Source organism: Enterobacter sp. BNK-22 (genome assembly GCF_048684805.1).
In the GTDB taxonomy this organism is placed as follows: Bacteria; Pseudomonadota; Gammaproteobacteria; order Enterobacterales; family Enterobacteriaceae; genus Enterobacter; species Enterobacter quasiroggenkampii.
Map to the genome: position 1 here is coordinate 1,277,589 of NZ_JBLQTT010000001.1, position 18,051 is coordinate 1,295,639.

Here is an 18,051-nt window from a genome sequence, read left to right on the forward strand (position 1 = left end):
GTTGTTTTACGCAATTAACAGTTGATGGTTCGCCAGCAGCGTCGCCAGATCCGTCTGCACGCCGTTCAGCGTCACCAGGGTGGTCGGGGAGAACTGACCGCCGGTACCGTCCAGGTCAACCTGAATCTCGGTATTGCTGCCGTTCTGCACCACGCGGATGTAATCGCTGATATTGCCCGCGCTGCTGTCCAGTGTGGCCACGCCGTTCACGTAGCTCGCCGAGCCCGTGCCGGTATAGCCGCTACCGGAAAGCAGATCGCGCAGGTCAATACGATCCGTGTCCGCCGTCCCTTCCCAGGTGCCGACCGTAAAGCCGTTCACCACGTCGTGACCGTTACCGCCCGTGGCATCCGAGGCGTTGATCAGCTTGTAGAGCAGCGTATCGTGACCGCCGCTGCCGATGTTGAAGGTGTCGTTTCCGCCGCGGCCTTCGAACCGGTTATCACCGCTGTTGCCGGTGATGACGTCGTCGTAATCCGAGCCGTTAATCCCTTCAATGTTCAGCAGACGCGTGGTGCCGAAGCCGGTGTTCTGCGCGGTTGAGAGGCGCAGATCCACGGTCACGCCAGAGGTCGCGTTGCGGTAATCCACCACGTCCATCCCACCGGTGTTGCTCCAGGTGTCATGGTCGGAATGGGTAGTCCAGCCGCCGGAACCGTTGTAGGTATAAGTGCCATTTTCGGCGATAAAGGTGTCGTTATACCCGGTCCCGGTAATGGTTCCGCTGTGGCCGCCGGTGGCCGCTTCGGCCGTCAGGACGTAGCCCTCCTTGCCGTTGCCCGCCTCCAGGCCGCTCCAGGTGACGTTATCCGACACGCCGTTGGTGATCTTCAGGATCTCGGCCGAATAGGTTTCATTCGGATCCAGCCCGTAGAAACTCACCAGCGCGGACGTATCGTTCGACCCGATACCGGACTGGGCGTTAATGATCTGCGAGGCCACCAGCACACCCGCGGCGTTGTACAGGTTGACCGTATTGCCGTAGTAGGAGTTGATGCCCTCGCTGTCGACAATGTGCAGATGCATCGCGGTGCCGTCAGCAATGGTTTTGCTGTTTTGCACCAGCACCACCTTGCCGTTCTGCTGAGAGACCAGCAGATCCTGCGCGCCGTCCCAGTTGTAGTCCACTGCCGCCACGCCGGTGGCGTAAGCAATGCCGGACGCCAGTTGGCTTGAGGTCCAGGTGGAGCCGTAGCCGTTGTTGGTGAACAGGGTCGCCGTCTGCGAGCCGCCGTAGGTGCTGAGCTTGATGATGTCCATCTGCCCGTCACCGTTCCAGTCCACCGCCACCGACAGATAGCCCGCCGCTGCGTTAGACGCCTCCACCGCGCTCTTGGTGGCCGAGAGTTTCCCGGTGCCGTCGTTGTAGTAGATCACCCCGCCGTTGTTGTTGTAGCTGCTGCCCAGGTACAGATCCATGTAGCCATCGCCGTTGAAGTCCGCCCACGTCATGGACGCCGCCGTGGTGGTATTCGAGGCGTTAGCCACAAACACGTTCGTCAGGTTCTGACCGATGGATAACGTCCCGTTGCCGTTGTTGTTGATCACGGTTAACGAGTACGCGCCGCTGCGGTTGGTGTGCTGAACCACATCCACGGTGCCGTCATTGTTAATATCGACGCCGGAGATTTCACGCATGGTGGTGAACTGTCCCCAGAACCCCGCGCCGCCGTAGGTGCCGTCAGGCGAGAGTACCCCGTTGTTGTTGATCAGATAGGTAATGGAGTCCGCGCCGGAGTCACCGTACGCCAGATCCAGATACCCATCCCCGGTTTTATCGTATGCAATCACGCCGCCGTACCAGATGGTGGTCCCCATTGCCAGCTGACTGGCGTTATAGGTGCTGCCATCGTAGGTCCACATCACCTGCGTTGACCCGGCGTAGGTATTTTCCGTCGCGAAAATGTCCTGCGTGCCGTTACGGTCAAAGTCGGCGGCGGTCTGGCTCACCACGTAGTAGTTACGGGTGTTAGTCAGCGTATTGCCGGCATAGGTCGAGCTATCGCTGCTGGAGTAAGACTGGCCGTTAGCGATGATATTCCACAGACCGCTGCTGTTCATGCCGAGGGTCATGGTGGAGTTGTTGCTGTTCCCCGCCGTGGTTGCCCAGTCGGTGTTCACCGAGGTGGTATCAATCACCAGGCTACCGGTCGCCGTACCGGTGGTATTGCCGTTACCCGCGCTGCTCTTCACCTGCGCGGTCACGCTGTAGCTCGCCACGCCCAGCGCATCGCCGTCCGGGATCTGCAGATACCAGGTGTTGTGATCCGGGTCGACCACCACCGCACCGCCCGTCTGGGAGGTGTAGGTTTTGCCGTTCACCGTCACCACCAGGTATTCGCCGTTCACCAGGTCAGCGGAGACGGTACCGCTGACAATCGGCGTGGTATCCGACGTGGTCTGCGCGGTGATCGCCGCCGTGGTGGTCGGGATGCTGGTATCGACGTTCAGCACAAAACCGTCGGATTCCGTATAGTTTCCGGCCCTGTCGGTGACGCGCACGATGTAGGTGTGATTCCCGTCGCTCAGGCCGTTATCCTGGAAGGACCAGCTTGCGCTGCCGTTCATGGTCACCTGGCCGAGCAGAACCCCGTCACGGTAAAGCTGCACGATCTCACCGTCGTCCGGGGCACGGTTAAGCGTCCCGTTGATCAGCGGCGAGTTATCATCCGTGGCCACCGCGCTGCCAAAGGTGCCCTGACGCTCACCTTCACCGTCGGTATAGCTCACGACCGTACCGACCGTGGTCGGCGGCGTGGTGTCTACCGTGACGACCTGAGACGCGGTGGAACCCACGTTGCCCGCCTGGTCGATAATCCGCACCTGGTAGGTGTAGTCCCCGTCAGGCAGATCGCGGGTATCGGTGTAGCTCCAGCGCTGGTTGGTGACCGTGGTATCAAGCCAGGTATTCCCGCCGTCGAGGCTGATCTGTACGCGCTCGTCGCTGGCCAGCGCGCTGCCCAGCGAGCCGTTGATGGTCAGCGTGGTGTCCATGGTGATGAAATCACTGCCGGACTGGCCGGTATCTTCGCTGATGCTGTCGATGGTGACGCCGTACTGCGGCGCCTGCGTATCCACCGTCACCGCCTGCGAGGTGGTTGCCCCAACGTTACCCGCCTGGTCAACGACCCGCACCTGGTAGTTATGGCTGCCGTCGGTAAGTGTACGCGTGTCGCTGTAGCTCCACTGCGTCCCGCTTACGGTGGCGTATACCCAGGTCGTGCCGCCGTCCATGCTCACCTGCACGAATTCACCCGCGCCGAGTTCTGCGCCGAGCGTTCCGTGCAGCGTGTACGAGGTCGAACTGGTCAGGAAGTCGTTATTATCGAAGCCGGTATCCACGGTAATGTTATCCACGGTCACCGTAATCGCCGCATCCGGGGCGACCGTATCGACAGTCACCTGCTGATGGGCGCTGGCCCCCACGTTACCGGCGGCATCCACCACGCGGACGTAGTAGTCATAGGTCTGGTTACCCAGCGTGCGGCTATCGACGTAGTACCAGCTCTTGCCGGTGACGATCACGTTCTGCCAGGTGACGCCGCCGTCGATGCTGATCTGGGCGTATTCGCCGTCGGCCAGCGTCGCGCCGAGCGAGCCGTGCAACGTCAGGGACGTGTCGCGAGTGATAAAGTCGCTGCTGCTCAGGCCAGTATCGTCGCTGATGCTGTCGATGGCGATCGTTTTGCTGGCGTCCGGCGCAACGGTATCAATGGTCACCACCTGAGAGGCGGTGGCGCTGATGTTGCCCGCATCGTCAATCACGCGCAGCTGGTAGTTGTAATCCCCGTCGGCCAGCGTACGGCCATCGACATACGTCCAGCTCAGGCCGCTGACGCTGACGTCGGTCCAGGTGACGCCACCGTCAAGGCTGATCTGCGCGTGGTCGCCGCTGCCCAGCGCCGCGCCCAGCGTCCCTTTCAGGCTGATCTGGTTGTCGCTGGTGATAAAGTCGCTGCCGGACAGGCCGGTATCCTGCGTAATGGAATCCACGGTAATGGTGGTTGCCGCAGGCTTCGTCAGGTCAATCACCACGTCCTGGCTGTCCGTGGCCCCCACGTTGCCCGCGTTATCAATCACGCGGACCTGATACTGATACGTACCGTCCGTGAGGGTGCGGCCATCGGCGTAGCGCCAGGTGGTGCCGGTCACGGTCAGGTCAATCCAGGTGACGCCGCCGTCGAGGCTGATCTGCGCCTTCTCGTTATTGCCGAGCTGCGCGGTCAGCGAGCCGTTGACGACGACCTGGCTGTCGTTGGTGATGAAATCCGTTGCGCTCAGGCCGGTGTCGTTTTGCAGCGAATCAATAGCGATCCCCATCGACGGCGCGGTCAGATCGACCGTGACGGTATGGTTATCGCTGGCGCTGTTGCCGATGGTATTGCTGACCTGCGCGTTAATCACGTACGAGCCGCCGTCTGCCAGCGCGGTCACGTCAGCGCTTCCCACCGTGTAGCTCCAGGTACCGTCATTCTGGACGGTAGCCGCATAGGTTTTACCGATCAGCGTGATGGTCACCGTCTGGCCTGCCGGCGCATCGGTGGTGCCGCTGATGACCAGCGGCGTGCCGTGCTCGGCGGCGTTGACGATGTCGTCCTGCGCAAAGGTGTTAATGGTGATGGTTGGAACATCGCCGTTCAGCGTCACGTCGTGCGTTGCGCTGCCCGGGTTGCCCGCCTTGTCGCTCACCGACGCGGTGATGGTGTACTCCCCGTCGCTCAGGCCGAGGAAATCACGGCCCGGCACGAAGACCGACCACGATCCGTCTGCCCCGACGGTCGCCTGATAGCTGTGCCCGTTGAAGGAGACGGTCACCGTCTGGCCCTGTTCCGCCGTGGTCGTGCCGCGGATGGTCTGGCCCGCCAGCTGCTCCGCGTTGTTGACGATATCGTCATCGGCCACGGTGCTGATGGTTACGGTTGGCGCAACGGTATCCACTGTTAAGGTGTGCGTGGTCTGGCCGTTATTACCCGCTTTATCGTTGACCGAGGCAGTGACCGTCAGCGCGCCCTGGCTCAGGGCGGCCAGGTCGGCTGCCGGCACGTCGAGCGTCCAGGTGCCGTCGCTGCCGACAAGCGCAGTGTAGGTTTTGCCGCCCAGCGTCACGGTAACGGTCTGACCCGCCTCCGCGCTGGAAGATCCGTGCACGGTCAGCGGCTGCTGCGCTTCCGCGGCGTTCAGCATGTCGTCAACCGACAGCGTCCCAATGCTCACCACCGGCGCAGTGGTATCCACGCTGATGCCGTGCGTTGCCGACGCGCTGTTGCCCGCGCTGTCCTGTGCCGATACGGACACCTGATAGCGTGCACCATCGGCCAGGGCGCCCACGTCGGCGGCCGGTACGGTGGTCGTCCAGGTGCCGTCGTTCTGTATCGTGGCGGTATAGGTCTTGCCGTTCAGGGTCACGGTGACCTGGGTCCCGCTGGCGAACTGCGCGCTGGAGCCGTTAATCACCAGTGACGAACCGGCTTCAGCCGCGTTGATGACGTCGTCACCGCTAACGGTGTTCACCGTCAGCGCCACGGAGGCGGTGTTGACCACCACGTCATGGGTCTGGGTGCTGCTGTTACCCGCGCTGTCGGTAATGGTCGCGCTGAGGGTCACGGTGCCGTCGGTCAGGGCGGAAATCACGCTGGCCGGAACGCCCACGCTCCAGTTGCCGCTGGCGTCAACGGTAGTGGTGTACTGGTGCGAACCGAGGGTGATAACCACTTTATCACCGACGTTCGCGCCGGTTGCCGACCCGCTGACGATCTGCGCCTGGCCGTGCTCCACGCTGTTAATCACGTCATCGCCCGCCACCACGTTAAAGCTGACGGTCGGCGGCGTGGTATCAAGCGTAATCGTCTTACCCGCGCTGCCCGGGTTACCCGCCGCGTCGCTCACGCTCACCTGCACGGTGTAGCCGCTATCCGCCAGTGCGGTCAGATCGCTGCCCGGAACGTTCACGCTCCAGACGCCGCCCTGCTGCACCTGGGCGGTATAGCTCTTACCGCCCAGCGTCACGGTGACCGTCTGCCCGGCTTCCGCCGTGGTGGTGCCGGAGATAGCAACGCCCGCAGCCGCTTCGCTGCCGTTAATCACGTTATCGCCTGCGACCGTATCAATGGTCACGGTTGGCGCAGTCGCGTCCACGCTGTACTCCCGGCCCGCCGTGGCGCTGTTGCCGTGCGCGTTGGTGACGCTCACCTGCACGCTGGCGTCACCGTCTTTCAGGCCCGCGAGATCCGCGGACGGCACGGTGGCCGTCCAGTTACCGTCAGCATCCACCTTCGCGGTGTACGTCTTGCCGCCGAAGGTAACCGTAACGGTCTGGTTTTCCTCCACGTTCGAGGTGCTGCCGGAGAGCACCAGATCCGCACCTTTCTCCGCTGCGTTAATCACGTCGTCGGTGGCAATCGCATCGATGCTGATAGCCACCGCCGCCAGATCGACGGTCACGTCATGGCTGATGGTCACCGGGTTGCCCGCCGCGCTCTGGCCTGCAACGGTCACGGTGACCGTACCTGCTGCGAAGGCCGCGACGTCTGCCGCCGGGATCGCCGCGCTCCAGGAACCGTCTGCCAGCACGGAAGCCGCATAAGTTTTGCCATTGACGGTCACGGTGAGCGTTGTGCCTGCCGCCAGCCCGTCGCTGGTGCCGGAGACGATCAGGTTTTGAGTATGTTCGATGCTGTTAATCACATCGTCGCCCGCTACCGTATCAACGCGCAGGCCAGGCAGGCTGGCATCGATAACGATTTCGCGCTCGCCGGTCCCGGTGTTGCCATGGCCGTTGGTGACGGTTGCTGACACGGTCAAATCGCCATTGCCCAGCGCCGTCAGGACGGACTCCGGCACGTTCACGGACCAGGTCAGATCGCTCTGCACCGTCGCAGTGTAGGTGTTGCCGCCAATGGTCACGGTGACGGTATTGCCCGCTTCCGCGTTCGTTACCTTGCCGCTGAGGGTCTGGCCCGCGGCCACTTCCGCCGCGTTGATAACGTTATCGCCCGCGATGGTGTTGATGGTGACGCCCGGCAGCGCGGTATCCACCTGCAGATTCGCGGTGTTACTCACGTTGTTGCCCACGCCGTTGGTCGCGGCCGCGCTCAGGGTGTAGTTGGCTTCGCCCAGGCTCGCCAGATCCGCCGCCGGGACCGTCAGGCTCCAGCTTCCGTCTGCCGCGGTCGTCGCCGTGTAGTTTTTGCCGTTCAGGGTCACGGTCACCACGGTGCCTTCCGCCAGGTTGGCACTGGTGCCGCTCACGCTCAGATCCTGACCTTTCTCCACCGCATTCAGCACGTTGTCACCGCTGATGGCGTTGAAGGCCACTGACGGCAGACCGGTATCGACGGTCACGCTATGCGTGCCGGTGCCGGTGTTGCCCGCCGCGTCGGTGACGGACGCAGTCACGGTCACGGTGCCGTCGCTGAGGCCGGAAATCACGCTTGCCGGTACGCCCACGCTCCAGTTCCCCGCCGCGTCCAGCACGGTGGTGTACGTCTGGCCGCTGATGGTCACGGTCACCTTATCGCCCGCGGCCGCGCCGGTGGCGGTACCACTGATGATGTGCGCCTGGCCATGCTCAACAAGGTTAATCACATCGTCACCCGCCACGGTGTTGATGGTCACCGCCGGAACGGTGGCGTCCACCGTCAGGTTGTGATCAACCGATGCCGGGTTGCCCGCCTTGTCGCTGACGCTTGCGGTAACGGTCACACTGCCGTCCGTCAGGGCCGCAACATCGGCCGCCGGGACGTTCAGCGTCCAGCTACCGTCCGCGCTGACGGTGGTGGTGTAGTCTTTGCCATTCAGCGACACGGTCACCGTCTGGCCCGCTTCGGCAGAGCTGCTGCCAGACACAGTCAGTTCGCTCTTCGCTTCGGCGGCATTGAGAATGTCGTCCGTCGCCAGGGTGTTGATGGTCACGCTCGGCGCGGTCGCATCCACGCTGTACTCGCGGCCCGCCGAGGCGCTGTTGCCGTTCACGTTGGTGACGCTCACCTGCACGCTGGCGTCGCCGTCCTTGAGGCCAGCCAGATCCGCAGACGGTACGGTCCAGCTCCAGTTGCCGCTGTCGTCCACCGTGGTGGTGTAGATTTTGCCGTTCAGGCTGATGGTCACGGTCTGCCCGGCTTCCACGTTGATGACCGCACCGGACAGCACCAGATCCGCGCCCTTCTCCGCCGCGTTAATCACGTCGTCGGTGGCAATCGCATTGATGCTGATGGCAACGGTCGCCAGATCTACCGTCACATCGTGGCTGATGGTAATCGGATTGCCCGCAGCGCTGTCGCCAGTGACGCTGATTTTGACGGTGCCTTCCGGCCACGCGCTCACGTCAGCAGCCGGGATCGCCGCGCTCCAGCTGCCATCCGCCAGCACCGTAGCCGCATAGTCTTTGCCGTTGATGGTGACGGTCAGCGCCGTGCCCGGCGCCAGCCCGTCGCTGGAGCCGGTGACAATGAGATTCTGCGCATGCTCAATGCTGTTGACCACGTTGTCGCCCGCGACGGTATCGACGCGCAGGCCCGGCAGGTTAGCGTCGATCGCGATCTCGCGCTCGCCGGTGCCGGTGTTGCCGTGGCCGTTGGTGACGGTCGCCGTCACGCTCAGGCTGCCGTTGCCCAGCGCGGTCAGCACGTCAGACGGTACGTTGACGGACCAGGTCAGGTCGTTCTGCACCGTTGCGGTGTAGCTGTTGCCGCCAATGGTCACGGTCACGGTATTGCCCGCTTCGGCATTCGCCACGGTGCCGCTCAGGGTCTGGCCTGCGGCCACTTCCGCCGCATTAATGACGTTATCGCCCGCCACGGTGTTAATGGTGACCGTCGGCAGCGCGGTGTCCACCAGCAGGTTCGCGGTGCTGCTCACGCTGTTGCCCACGCCGTTGGTGGCGGTCGCATTCAGGGTGTAGTTGGCCTGACCCAGACCGGCCAGATCCGCCGCCGGAACCGTCAGGCTCCAGGTGCCGTCTGCCGCGGTTGTCGCCGTGTAGTTTTTGCCGTTCAGGGTCACGGTCACCACGGTGCCTTCCGCCAGGTTGGCGCTGGTGCCGCTGACACTCAGATCCTGACCTTTCTCCAACGCGTTCAGCACGTTATCGTCGCTGATGGCGTTGAAGCTGACCGATGGCAGACCGGTATCGACGGTCACGTTATGGCTGCCGGTGCCGGTGTTGCCCGCCGCGTCGGTGACCGACGCCGTGACGGTCACGGTGCCGTCGCTGAGGCCGGAAATGACGCTGGCCGGTACGCCCACGCTCCAGTTCCCCGCTGCGTCCAGCACGGTGGTGTACGTCTGGCCGCCAATCGTGACGGTCACCTTATCGCCCGCTGCCGCGCCGGTGGCGGTGCCGCTGATGATTTGCGCCTGGCCGTGTTCTGCGATGTTAATGACATCGTCGCCCGCCACGGTATTGATGGTCACCGCAGGAACGGTCACATCCACCGTCAGGTTGTGGTCCACGGACGCCGGGTTACCCGCCTTGTCGCTGACGCTTGCGGTCACGGTCACGCTGCCGTCCGTAAGGGCCGCAACATCGGCCGCCGGAACGTTCAGCGTCCAGCTGCCATCCGCGCTGACGGTTGTGGTGTAGTCTTTGCCGTTCAGCGATACGGTGACCGTCTGGCCCGCTTCGGCGGTACTGGTACCGGACACGGTCAGATCGCTCTTCGCTTCGGCGGCATTAAGAATGTCGTCCGTCGCCAGGGTGTTAATGGTCACGCTCGGCGCGGTCGCGTCCACGCTGTACTCACGGCCCGCCGAGGCGCTGTTGCCGTTCACGTTGGTGACGCTCACCTGCACGCTGGCGTCGCCGTCTTTCAGACCCGCCAGGTCGGCGGCTGGCACCGTGGTCGTCCATTTGCCGTCGGCGCCTACGGTTGCGGTGTAGCTCTTGCCGCCGAAGGTGATGGTAACGGTCTGGTTTTCCTCAACGTTCGAGGTCGCCCCGGAGAGCACCAGATCCGCGCCCTTCTCGGCGGCGTTAATCACGTCGTCGGCGGCAATCGCATCGATGCTGATGGCAACGGTCGCCAGGTCCACCGTCACATCATGGCTGATGGAGACCGGATTACCGGCGCTGCTCTGGCCGGCAACGGTCACGGTGACCGTGCCTGCATTCAGCGCACCCACGTCCGCAGCCGGGATCGCCGCGCGCCAGGTGCCGTCCGCCAGCACGGTAGCCAGATAGGTTTTGCCGTTGACGGTCACGGTCAGCGCCGCGCCCGCCGCCAGCCCGTCGCTGGTGCCGGTGATAATCAGGTTCTGCCCGTGTTCGATACTGTTGATCACGTCGTCGCCCGCCACGGTATCCACGCGCAGGCCCGGCAGGTTAGCGTCGATAGTGATATCGCGCTCAGCGGATCCGCTGTTGCCGACGCCGTTGGTCACGCTGGCCGACACCGTTAAATCGCCGTTACCCAGCGCGGTCAGCACGTCCGACGGCACGTTAACGGACCAGGTAAGATCGCTCTGCACCGTTGCGGTGTAGATGTTACCGCCAATCGTCACGGTCACGGTATTGCCCGCTTCGGCATTCACCACCTTACCGCTGATGGTCTGACCGGCTGCCAGCTCCGCCGCGTTAATGACGTCGTCGCCCGCAATGGTGTTGACGATCACGCCCGGCAGAACGGACTCCACGTTTACGGTGTGCGACGCGCTGGTGCTGTTACCGACGCTGTCCGTCGCCGAGGCGGTGACGGTGTAAAGCGCCTCGCCCAGCTGACCGACTTCGCTCGCCGGAACGGTGGTGGTCCATTTTCCGTTATCGTCCACCTGCGCGCTGTACGCTTTGCCGTTCAGCATCACGGTCACCACCGCGCCTGCCGCCAGGCCGGAAGCCGTACCGGAGAGGGTCAGATCCTGGGTTTTCTCTGTATTGTTGATAACATCGTCACCGGAAACGGTGTCAATGGTCAGCCCCGGCGCGGTCAGGTTCACCGCCACGCCGTGCGTGGCGCTGTTGCTGTTGCCCGCTTTATCGGTCAGCGCTGCGGTAATGGTGTAATCCCCGGCGGCCAGCACGGTAACGTCTGCCGCAGGCACGCCCACGCTCCAGTTGCCGGAGGCATCCAGGGTGGCGGTGTACGATTTGCCGTTGAGGGTGACGGTGACCACGTCGCCCGCCGCCGCGCCCGTCACGGAACCGGTGACAATCAGGGCCTGCACGTGCTCGGCGCTGTTGATCACGTCGTCGTCGGACACGGTGTGAATGGTCAGCTGCGGGACGGTGGTATCGACCAGCACGTCGCGATCCGCGGAGGCCGGGTTGCCCGCTTTGTCCGATACGGCGGCGCTGACGGTGTAGTTCCCGTCGGTAATACCGCTCAGATCCGCGGACGGCACGGTCACGCTCCAGCTGCCGTTAGCCTGCACGGTGGTGGTATAGTCCACACCGTTCAGGGTCACGGTGACGGTCTGGCCCGCTTCGGCGTTGGTGACGCCGTTAATCACCAGATCCTGCTGCGCTTCAGCCGCATTGATGATGTTGTTGTCGCTGATGATTTCAATAGACACCGTCGGCGCGGTCGCGTCCACGCTGTACTCACGGCCCGCCGAGGCGCTGTTGCCGTTCACGTTGGTCACGCTCACCTGCACGCTGGCATCGCCGTCCTTCAGGCTGCCCACGTCGGCAGACGGTACGGTAGCCGTCCAGTTGCCGTCGGCATCGACCGTCGCGGTGTACGACTTGCCGCCGAAGGTGATGGTAACGGTCTGGTTTTCTTCCACGTTGGTGGTGGAGCCGGACAGCACCAGGTCCGCGCCTTTCTCTGCCGCGTTAATCACGTCGTCAGAGGCAATCGGGTTAATGCTGATGGCGACTGCCGCCAGATCCACCTTCACGTCATGGCTGATGGTCACCGGATTCCCCGCGGTGCTTTGCCCCTCCACGGTCACGGTGACCGTGCCCGCAGCCAGCGCGCTGACGTCTGCCGCCGGAATGGCCGCCGTCCAGGTGCCGTCCGCCAGTACGGTGGCCGCGTAGGTTTTGCCGTTGACGGTGACGGTCAGCGCCGCGCCCGTTGCCAGACCGTCGCTGGAGCCGGTGATAATCAGGTTTTGAGCGTGTTCGATGCTATTGATCACATCGTCGCCTGCCACGGTATCGACGCGCAGGCCCGGCAGGTTTGCGTCGATGCTGATGTCACGCTCGCCGGTTCCGGTGTTGCCGTGGCCGTTGGTGACGCTGGCTGACACTGTCAGATCGCCGTTACCGATGGCGGTTAAGACCGAGGACGGCACGTTGACCGACCAGCTCAGATCGTCCTGAACCGTCGCGGTATAGGTATTGCCGCCAATGGAAATGGTGACAGTGTCACCGCTCGCCGCACCGCTCACTTTCCCGCTCAGGGTCTGTCCGGCAGCTACTTCCGCTGCGTTAATGACATCGTCCGTGGCGACCGGGTTGATGGTGACCTGCGGCAGCGCGCTGTCGACCAGCACGCTGTGGCCGGTGCTCGCGCTGTTGCCCGCGGCGTCAGTCACGCTCGCCGTCACGGTGTAGCTCGCTTCGCCCAGCGCCGAGACGTTTGCCACCGGAACGGTCACGCTCCAGTTCCCGCTCGCGTCGGTGGTGGCCGTATAGCTGATTCCGTTCAGGGTCACCGTAATGGTCGTTCCGTCCGGCTGGTTACTGGTGCCAGCTACCTGCAGATCCTGGCCTTTCTCGGTCGCGTTGATCACGTCGTCAACCGCCAGGGTATTGATGGCAATGACCGGTGCGGTCAGGGAGACGTCAAATTCGTGCGTCGCAGTGGCGCTGTTACCGGCTTTGTCGGTGAGGGTCGCGGAGATCGTCTGGTCACCATTGGCCAGCGCGCCCACGTCCGCCGCCGGAACGCCCACGCTCCAGCTGCCGGACGCGTCCAGCATGGCGGTGTAGTCTTTACCGTTCAGGGTCACGGTAATCACGTCGCCCGCCTGCGCGCCCGTCACCTTACCGGAGACGATCAGCGCCTGACCGTGCTCGGCAATATTCACGATGTCGTCGCCGGCAACGATGTTGAAGGTGATCTGCGGCACGGTGGTGTCCACCAGCACCGAGGATCCCGCGCTGGCCGGGTTACCTGCTTTATCGGACACGGTCACCGTGACCGCCGCGTTGCCGTCGGTAATGCCTGCCAGATCTGCCGCAGGCACGTCGAGCGTCCAGCTGCCGTCCGCCTGCACCTGCGCGCTGTACTGATTGCCGTTGAAGGTCACGGTGACCGTCTGGCCTGCTTCGGCCGTAGACGTCCCGCTCAGGGTCAGATCCTGCGCCGCCTCAGCCGCATTCAGCATGTTATCGCCGCTGATGGTGTTGATGGTCACCGTCGGCGCGGTGGTGTCGACGCTGAATGCCTGCGCCGAAGAGGCCGTGTTGCCGTTCACGTTGGTCACGCTGACCTGCACGCTGGCGTCGCCCTCTTTCAGGCCGCTCAGATCGGCAGCCGGAACGGTCCAGGTCCAGTCGCCGTTGCCATCCACCGTCGTGGTATACGTTTTCCCTGCGAAGGTGATGGTGACGGTCTGGCCCGCTTCAACGTTGGATGTCGTACCGGACAGCACCAGATCCTGGCCTTTTTCCGCCGCGTTAAGCACGTTATCGTCGGTCACGCTGCTGATGGTGATGGCGACCGGCGCGAGATCGACGTCCACGACGGTCCTGATGGTTACCGGGTTGCCGGAGGCATCCTGCGCGCTTGCCTTGATATCCAGCGAGCCATCTGCCCACTGGGACACGTCCGCCGCCGGTACCGCCGCCTGCCAGGTACCGTCCGCCAGCACCGTTGCGGAATACGCTTTGCCGTTGATGGTCACGGTGACGGCGCTGCCCGCCGCCAGATCGGTGCTGGTGCCGGACACAATCAGGTTCTGTGCGTGTTCAATCACGTTAATCACGTCGTCGCCTGCGACCGTATCAATACGCAGCCCCGGAAGCTGGGCGTCGATGGTGAAGTCGAGAGAAGAAGAGCCGGTATTGCCGTGGCCGTTGGTGACGCTGGCCGATACGGTGAGATCGCCGTTGCCGAGCGCGGTCAACTGGCTCTGGGTTAACGGCAGGCTCCAGGTGAGATCGTCCTGAACGGTAGCCGTGTATGTCTGGCCGCCGAGGATAATCGTGACAGTGTCACCTGACGCCGCGTTCGTTACCTTACCGGACAGGGTTTGCCCTGCCGCCACTTCCGCCGCGTTAACGATATTGTCGCCCGCCAGCGTGTTGATCGTTACCACCGGCAGCGAGCTGTCCACCAGCACATCGTGCGAGGTTGAGGCGCTGTTGCCTACGCTATCGGTGACGTTCGCCGTCACGGTGTAATTCGCTTCGCCCAGCGCCGAGACGTTTGCCGCCGGAACGGTCAGGCTCCAGTTTCCGCTCGAGTCAGCGGTGGCCGTATAGTGAATGCCGTTCAGGGTTACCGTAATGGTCGTGCCTTCCGGCTGGTTGCTGGTGCCGGAAATCTGCAGAGCTTCGCCTTTCTCAGCCGCGTTAATCACGTCATCTGCCGCCAGCGTGTTGATACCGATGACAGGCGTCACGGTATTCACCACCACGTCCAGCGAAGTGCTTCCGGTATTGCCGGACCTGTCGGTCACGGAGACGTCGATGGTCCAGGTGCCGTCAGTCAGCCCCTGCACGACGGACGCCGGCAGGCCAAGGCTCCAGTTGCCCGCCGCATCCACCACGGTGGTGTAATCGACGCTGTTAATGGTAATGGTCACAAGGTCGCCCGCTGCCGCACCGGTGACGGAGCCGCTCAGGATTTGCGCCTGTGAATGGGCGAGCTGGTTAACGGTGTTAGTGTCGGTGACAAAGTCGTTAATGGTCACCTGCGGCACGGTCGCGTCCACCAGACCCACGCGGTCGGCGCTGCTGCTGTTGCCCGCCACGTCGCTCACGGTGGCCGTCACGGTCACGATGCCATCGTTGAGGGCGCCGACATCAGCCGCCGGAACGATCAGCTGCCAGGTACCGTCCGTCTGGACCGTGGTCTGATACGTTTTACCGTTCAGCGTCACGGTGACCGTCTGGCCTGCTTCCGCACTGCTGGTGCCGCTCAAGGCTAAATCCTGCTGCGCCTCAGCCGCGTTGATGATGTTGTCGGCGGTCAGATTATCGAGCGTAATCGCTGGCGGCAGCGTATCCACCGTGACCACGCGCGACGCGTCGGCACTGTTGCCGTTGACGTTCGTGACGCTGACGCTCACCTGCGCGCGTCCGTCGATCAGGGTTTCCATGGCGCTGGCAGGCACGGTCAGGCTCCAGGAGCCGTCCTGCTGCACCTGTGCGGTAAAGGTCTGGTCGGCGAATTTCACCACCACGGTCTGCCCCGCCTCCACGCCCTGCGTCTGGCCGGAAAGGGTTAAATCGGCGCCTTTTTCTGCCGCATTCAGCAGGTCGTCGCCGGAGACGGTATCAATGGTGACCGCCACGGCGTTCAGATCGAGTTCAACCGGGTGTTCAGCCGCAACGGTATTGCCCCAGGCATCTTCAGCGCTGACGCTTACCGTCACCTCTCCCGCCGTCCAGGCCTGCAGGTCCGCGGCCGGGACGCCGATCTGCCAGTGGCCGCTGGCGTTCACCGCGGTAACGTACTCAACGTTATTGATGGTGACGGTAATCTGCGTGCCGGCAGCCAGATGGGTGCTGGAGCCGGTGACGGTCAGATCCTGCTGCTGCTCAATGGCGTTGACCACGTCATCGCCGGAAATGGTGTTCACACGCAGGCCCGGCAGCTGTGCGTTGATGTTGATATCGCGCTCGCCGGTACCGGTATTGCCGTGCGAATTGGTCACCGACGCGGTGAAGGTTAAATCGCCGTCGCCGAACGCCTTAAGATCCGCTGACGGGATTTTCACGCTCCAGGTCAGATCGCTGCCCACCGTGGCGGTGTAGCTCTTGCCGCCCACGGTGACAGAAACGGTATCGCCCGCCGCCGCGCCGGTGACGCGACCGCTGAGCGTTTGATCCACACCCGCTTCGGCGTTATTGACCAGGTTGTCCCCTGCAAAGGTGTTGATGATCACCTGCGGCAGCACGGTATCCACCAGCAGCGTCGCCGCGGCAGAGCCGCTGTTACCCACGCTGTCAGTACCGCTGACGCTGACGGTGTAAAGGGTGTTCGCCAGATTCAGGACGTCGGAAACCGGCACCTGGACCGCCCAGATGCCGTTTTCAACGGTAGCCTGATAGCTGACGTTGTTCAGCGTCACGGTAATGGCGCTGCCGTCAGGCAGGTTGCTGGTGCCGGTCAGGCTCAGCGGCTGCATTGCCTCCTGAGCATTCAACACGTTGTCCTGGCTGATGGTATCAATCGTAAATTCTGGCGGGTTGCCGCTCAGCGTAATGCCGTGTGTGGCGCTGCCGGTGTTGCCTGCCGCGTCGGTCACGGAAACTGAAATCGTATGGTTACCTTCCCCCAGCGCGCCCAGCACGGACGCCGGAACGCCTACGCTCCAGCTGCCGTCCGCCAGCACCACGCCGGTGAAGGACTGGCCGCCAACGGTCACGGTGACCACATCCCCCGCGGCGGCGCCATTTGCCTGCCCGGAGATAATCTGCGCCTGACCCTGCTCGCTGGTATTGAGAATATCGTCGCCCGCCACGGTATCGATGGTGACGACCGGCGCGGTGGTATCCACCGCAAAATCGGCGGTGACAGACGAGCCGTTGCCCGCTTTATCGCTGACGTTCACCGTCAGGGTGTGATTGCCCTCGCTGAGCGCCTGCACATCGCCCGCCGCAAGCGTGACGGACCAGGTGCCGTCGCTGCCCACCGTGGCGTTGTAGTTTTTACCGTTCAGCGTGACCGTGACGATCTGACCGGCTTCCGCATTCGTTTTGCCGGTCAGCGTCAGCGGCTGGCTGTGCTCGGCGGCATTAATAATGTTGTCCTGCGCGAGGGTATCGACAGAGAGGGTTGGCGCGACGGTATCCACGCCGATTGTCTGGCTGCCGCTCACGGTGTTACCCGCCGCGTCTTTGCCGCTGACGTTGACCGTCCAGGTGCCATCGCCCAGCGCCTGCGCGTCGGCCGCGGGTACGTTAACGCTCCACGTCCCGTCAGCGCCCACCACGGCCCCGTAGGTTTTACCGTTCAGCGTCACGGTAAGTTCGGTGCCCTGCGCCAGATTCTTGCTGGCGCCGGAGAGCGTAAAGCCTGCGGATTGCTCGCTGGCGTTAAGCACGTTATCGCCCGCCGTGGTGGCCAGCGTAATGGCGGCCTCGGCGGTCGAGACCGTTACGGTGATATTGCCCGCATCGGTAGTCTTACTGCCGTCGATCTGCACCACCGACCAGGTGTGTTCCCCGTCCGTCTGGGTCGGTAATTTTACCGTCCAGGTGCCCTCTTTACTCACCATGGCGCTGGCGATGGTGCTGCCGCTGCTGTCTTTAATCTGGATCGTCGCGCCCGGCTGACCGGTACCGCTAAAGGTTGGCGTGTTGTCATCCGTGATCGCGTTTGCTGTCAGCACGCCCTGCTTGTCGCCCGCTTTATCCGACAGCAGGAAGGTTGGCGTGGCGCTTTCCACCTCTTTCGTATTATCAATAACTTTTGTTTTAGTATCGCCGTCGCCGCCGTTTGCCAGCAGCGCCCCGATGGCACCGCCGCCTAATGCAGCTCCCGCAATCCAGCCCCACGGCGCATCGCTTAAGACGCTTTCCTGCTCCAGGAAAGGTTGAATGCTGCTAATCGGTGTGGCCTGCGCGGTTAACTCGGTCACCGCCACGCCTGATGCTTCCCCGGCATCGGCAAAAGAAATATGCGTCAGTTCCTGACGATCGTTGAATACCAGCTCTGACTGAGTATGCGTTTCAGGATCTTCAAGAAAATAGTTATTGCAGCGAATCACGCTGCCATCTTTCATATAAATGAGGAGGTCTTTCCCCTGACGGACATAACGCGCCACATCCTGAGCAGAACCCTGGATTTCAATCACGCTCGGGGATGAAATAGAGACCGACAAATTCCCTTCGCCGGTTAATTTCGTTTTCTCCGCCGTTTTGCGAATGATGACATCAACAACCTTTATGTTACTCATATTTCTCTCCTTGCAGGTGTACGGATTCCTGTGGATATG

The 18,051-nt window shown here is 63.0% G+C and carries 1 protein-coding gene; it reads right to left on the reverse strand.

The genetic code is table 11. The features are described 5' to 3' along the window. Nucleotides 1–6: 6 nt before the first annotated feature. On the reverse strand, nt 7–18,012 hold the full coding sequence (locus tag ACMGGE_RS05890; protein WP_420293507.1) for an Ig-like domain-containing protein: 18,006 nt from the start codon (nt 18,010–18,012) through the stop codon (nt 7–9). Between the last annotated feature and the right edge of the window lie 39 nt (nt 18,013–18,051).

Bases quoted from the DNA above. Each gene is read 5' to 3' on its own strand.
- ACMGGE_RS05890 (WP_420293507.1), bottom strand. From the start codon at position 18,012: ATGAGTAACATAAAGGTTGTTGATGTCATCATTCGCAAAACGGCGGAG.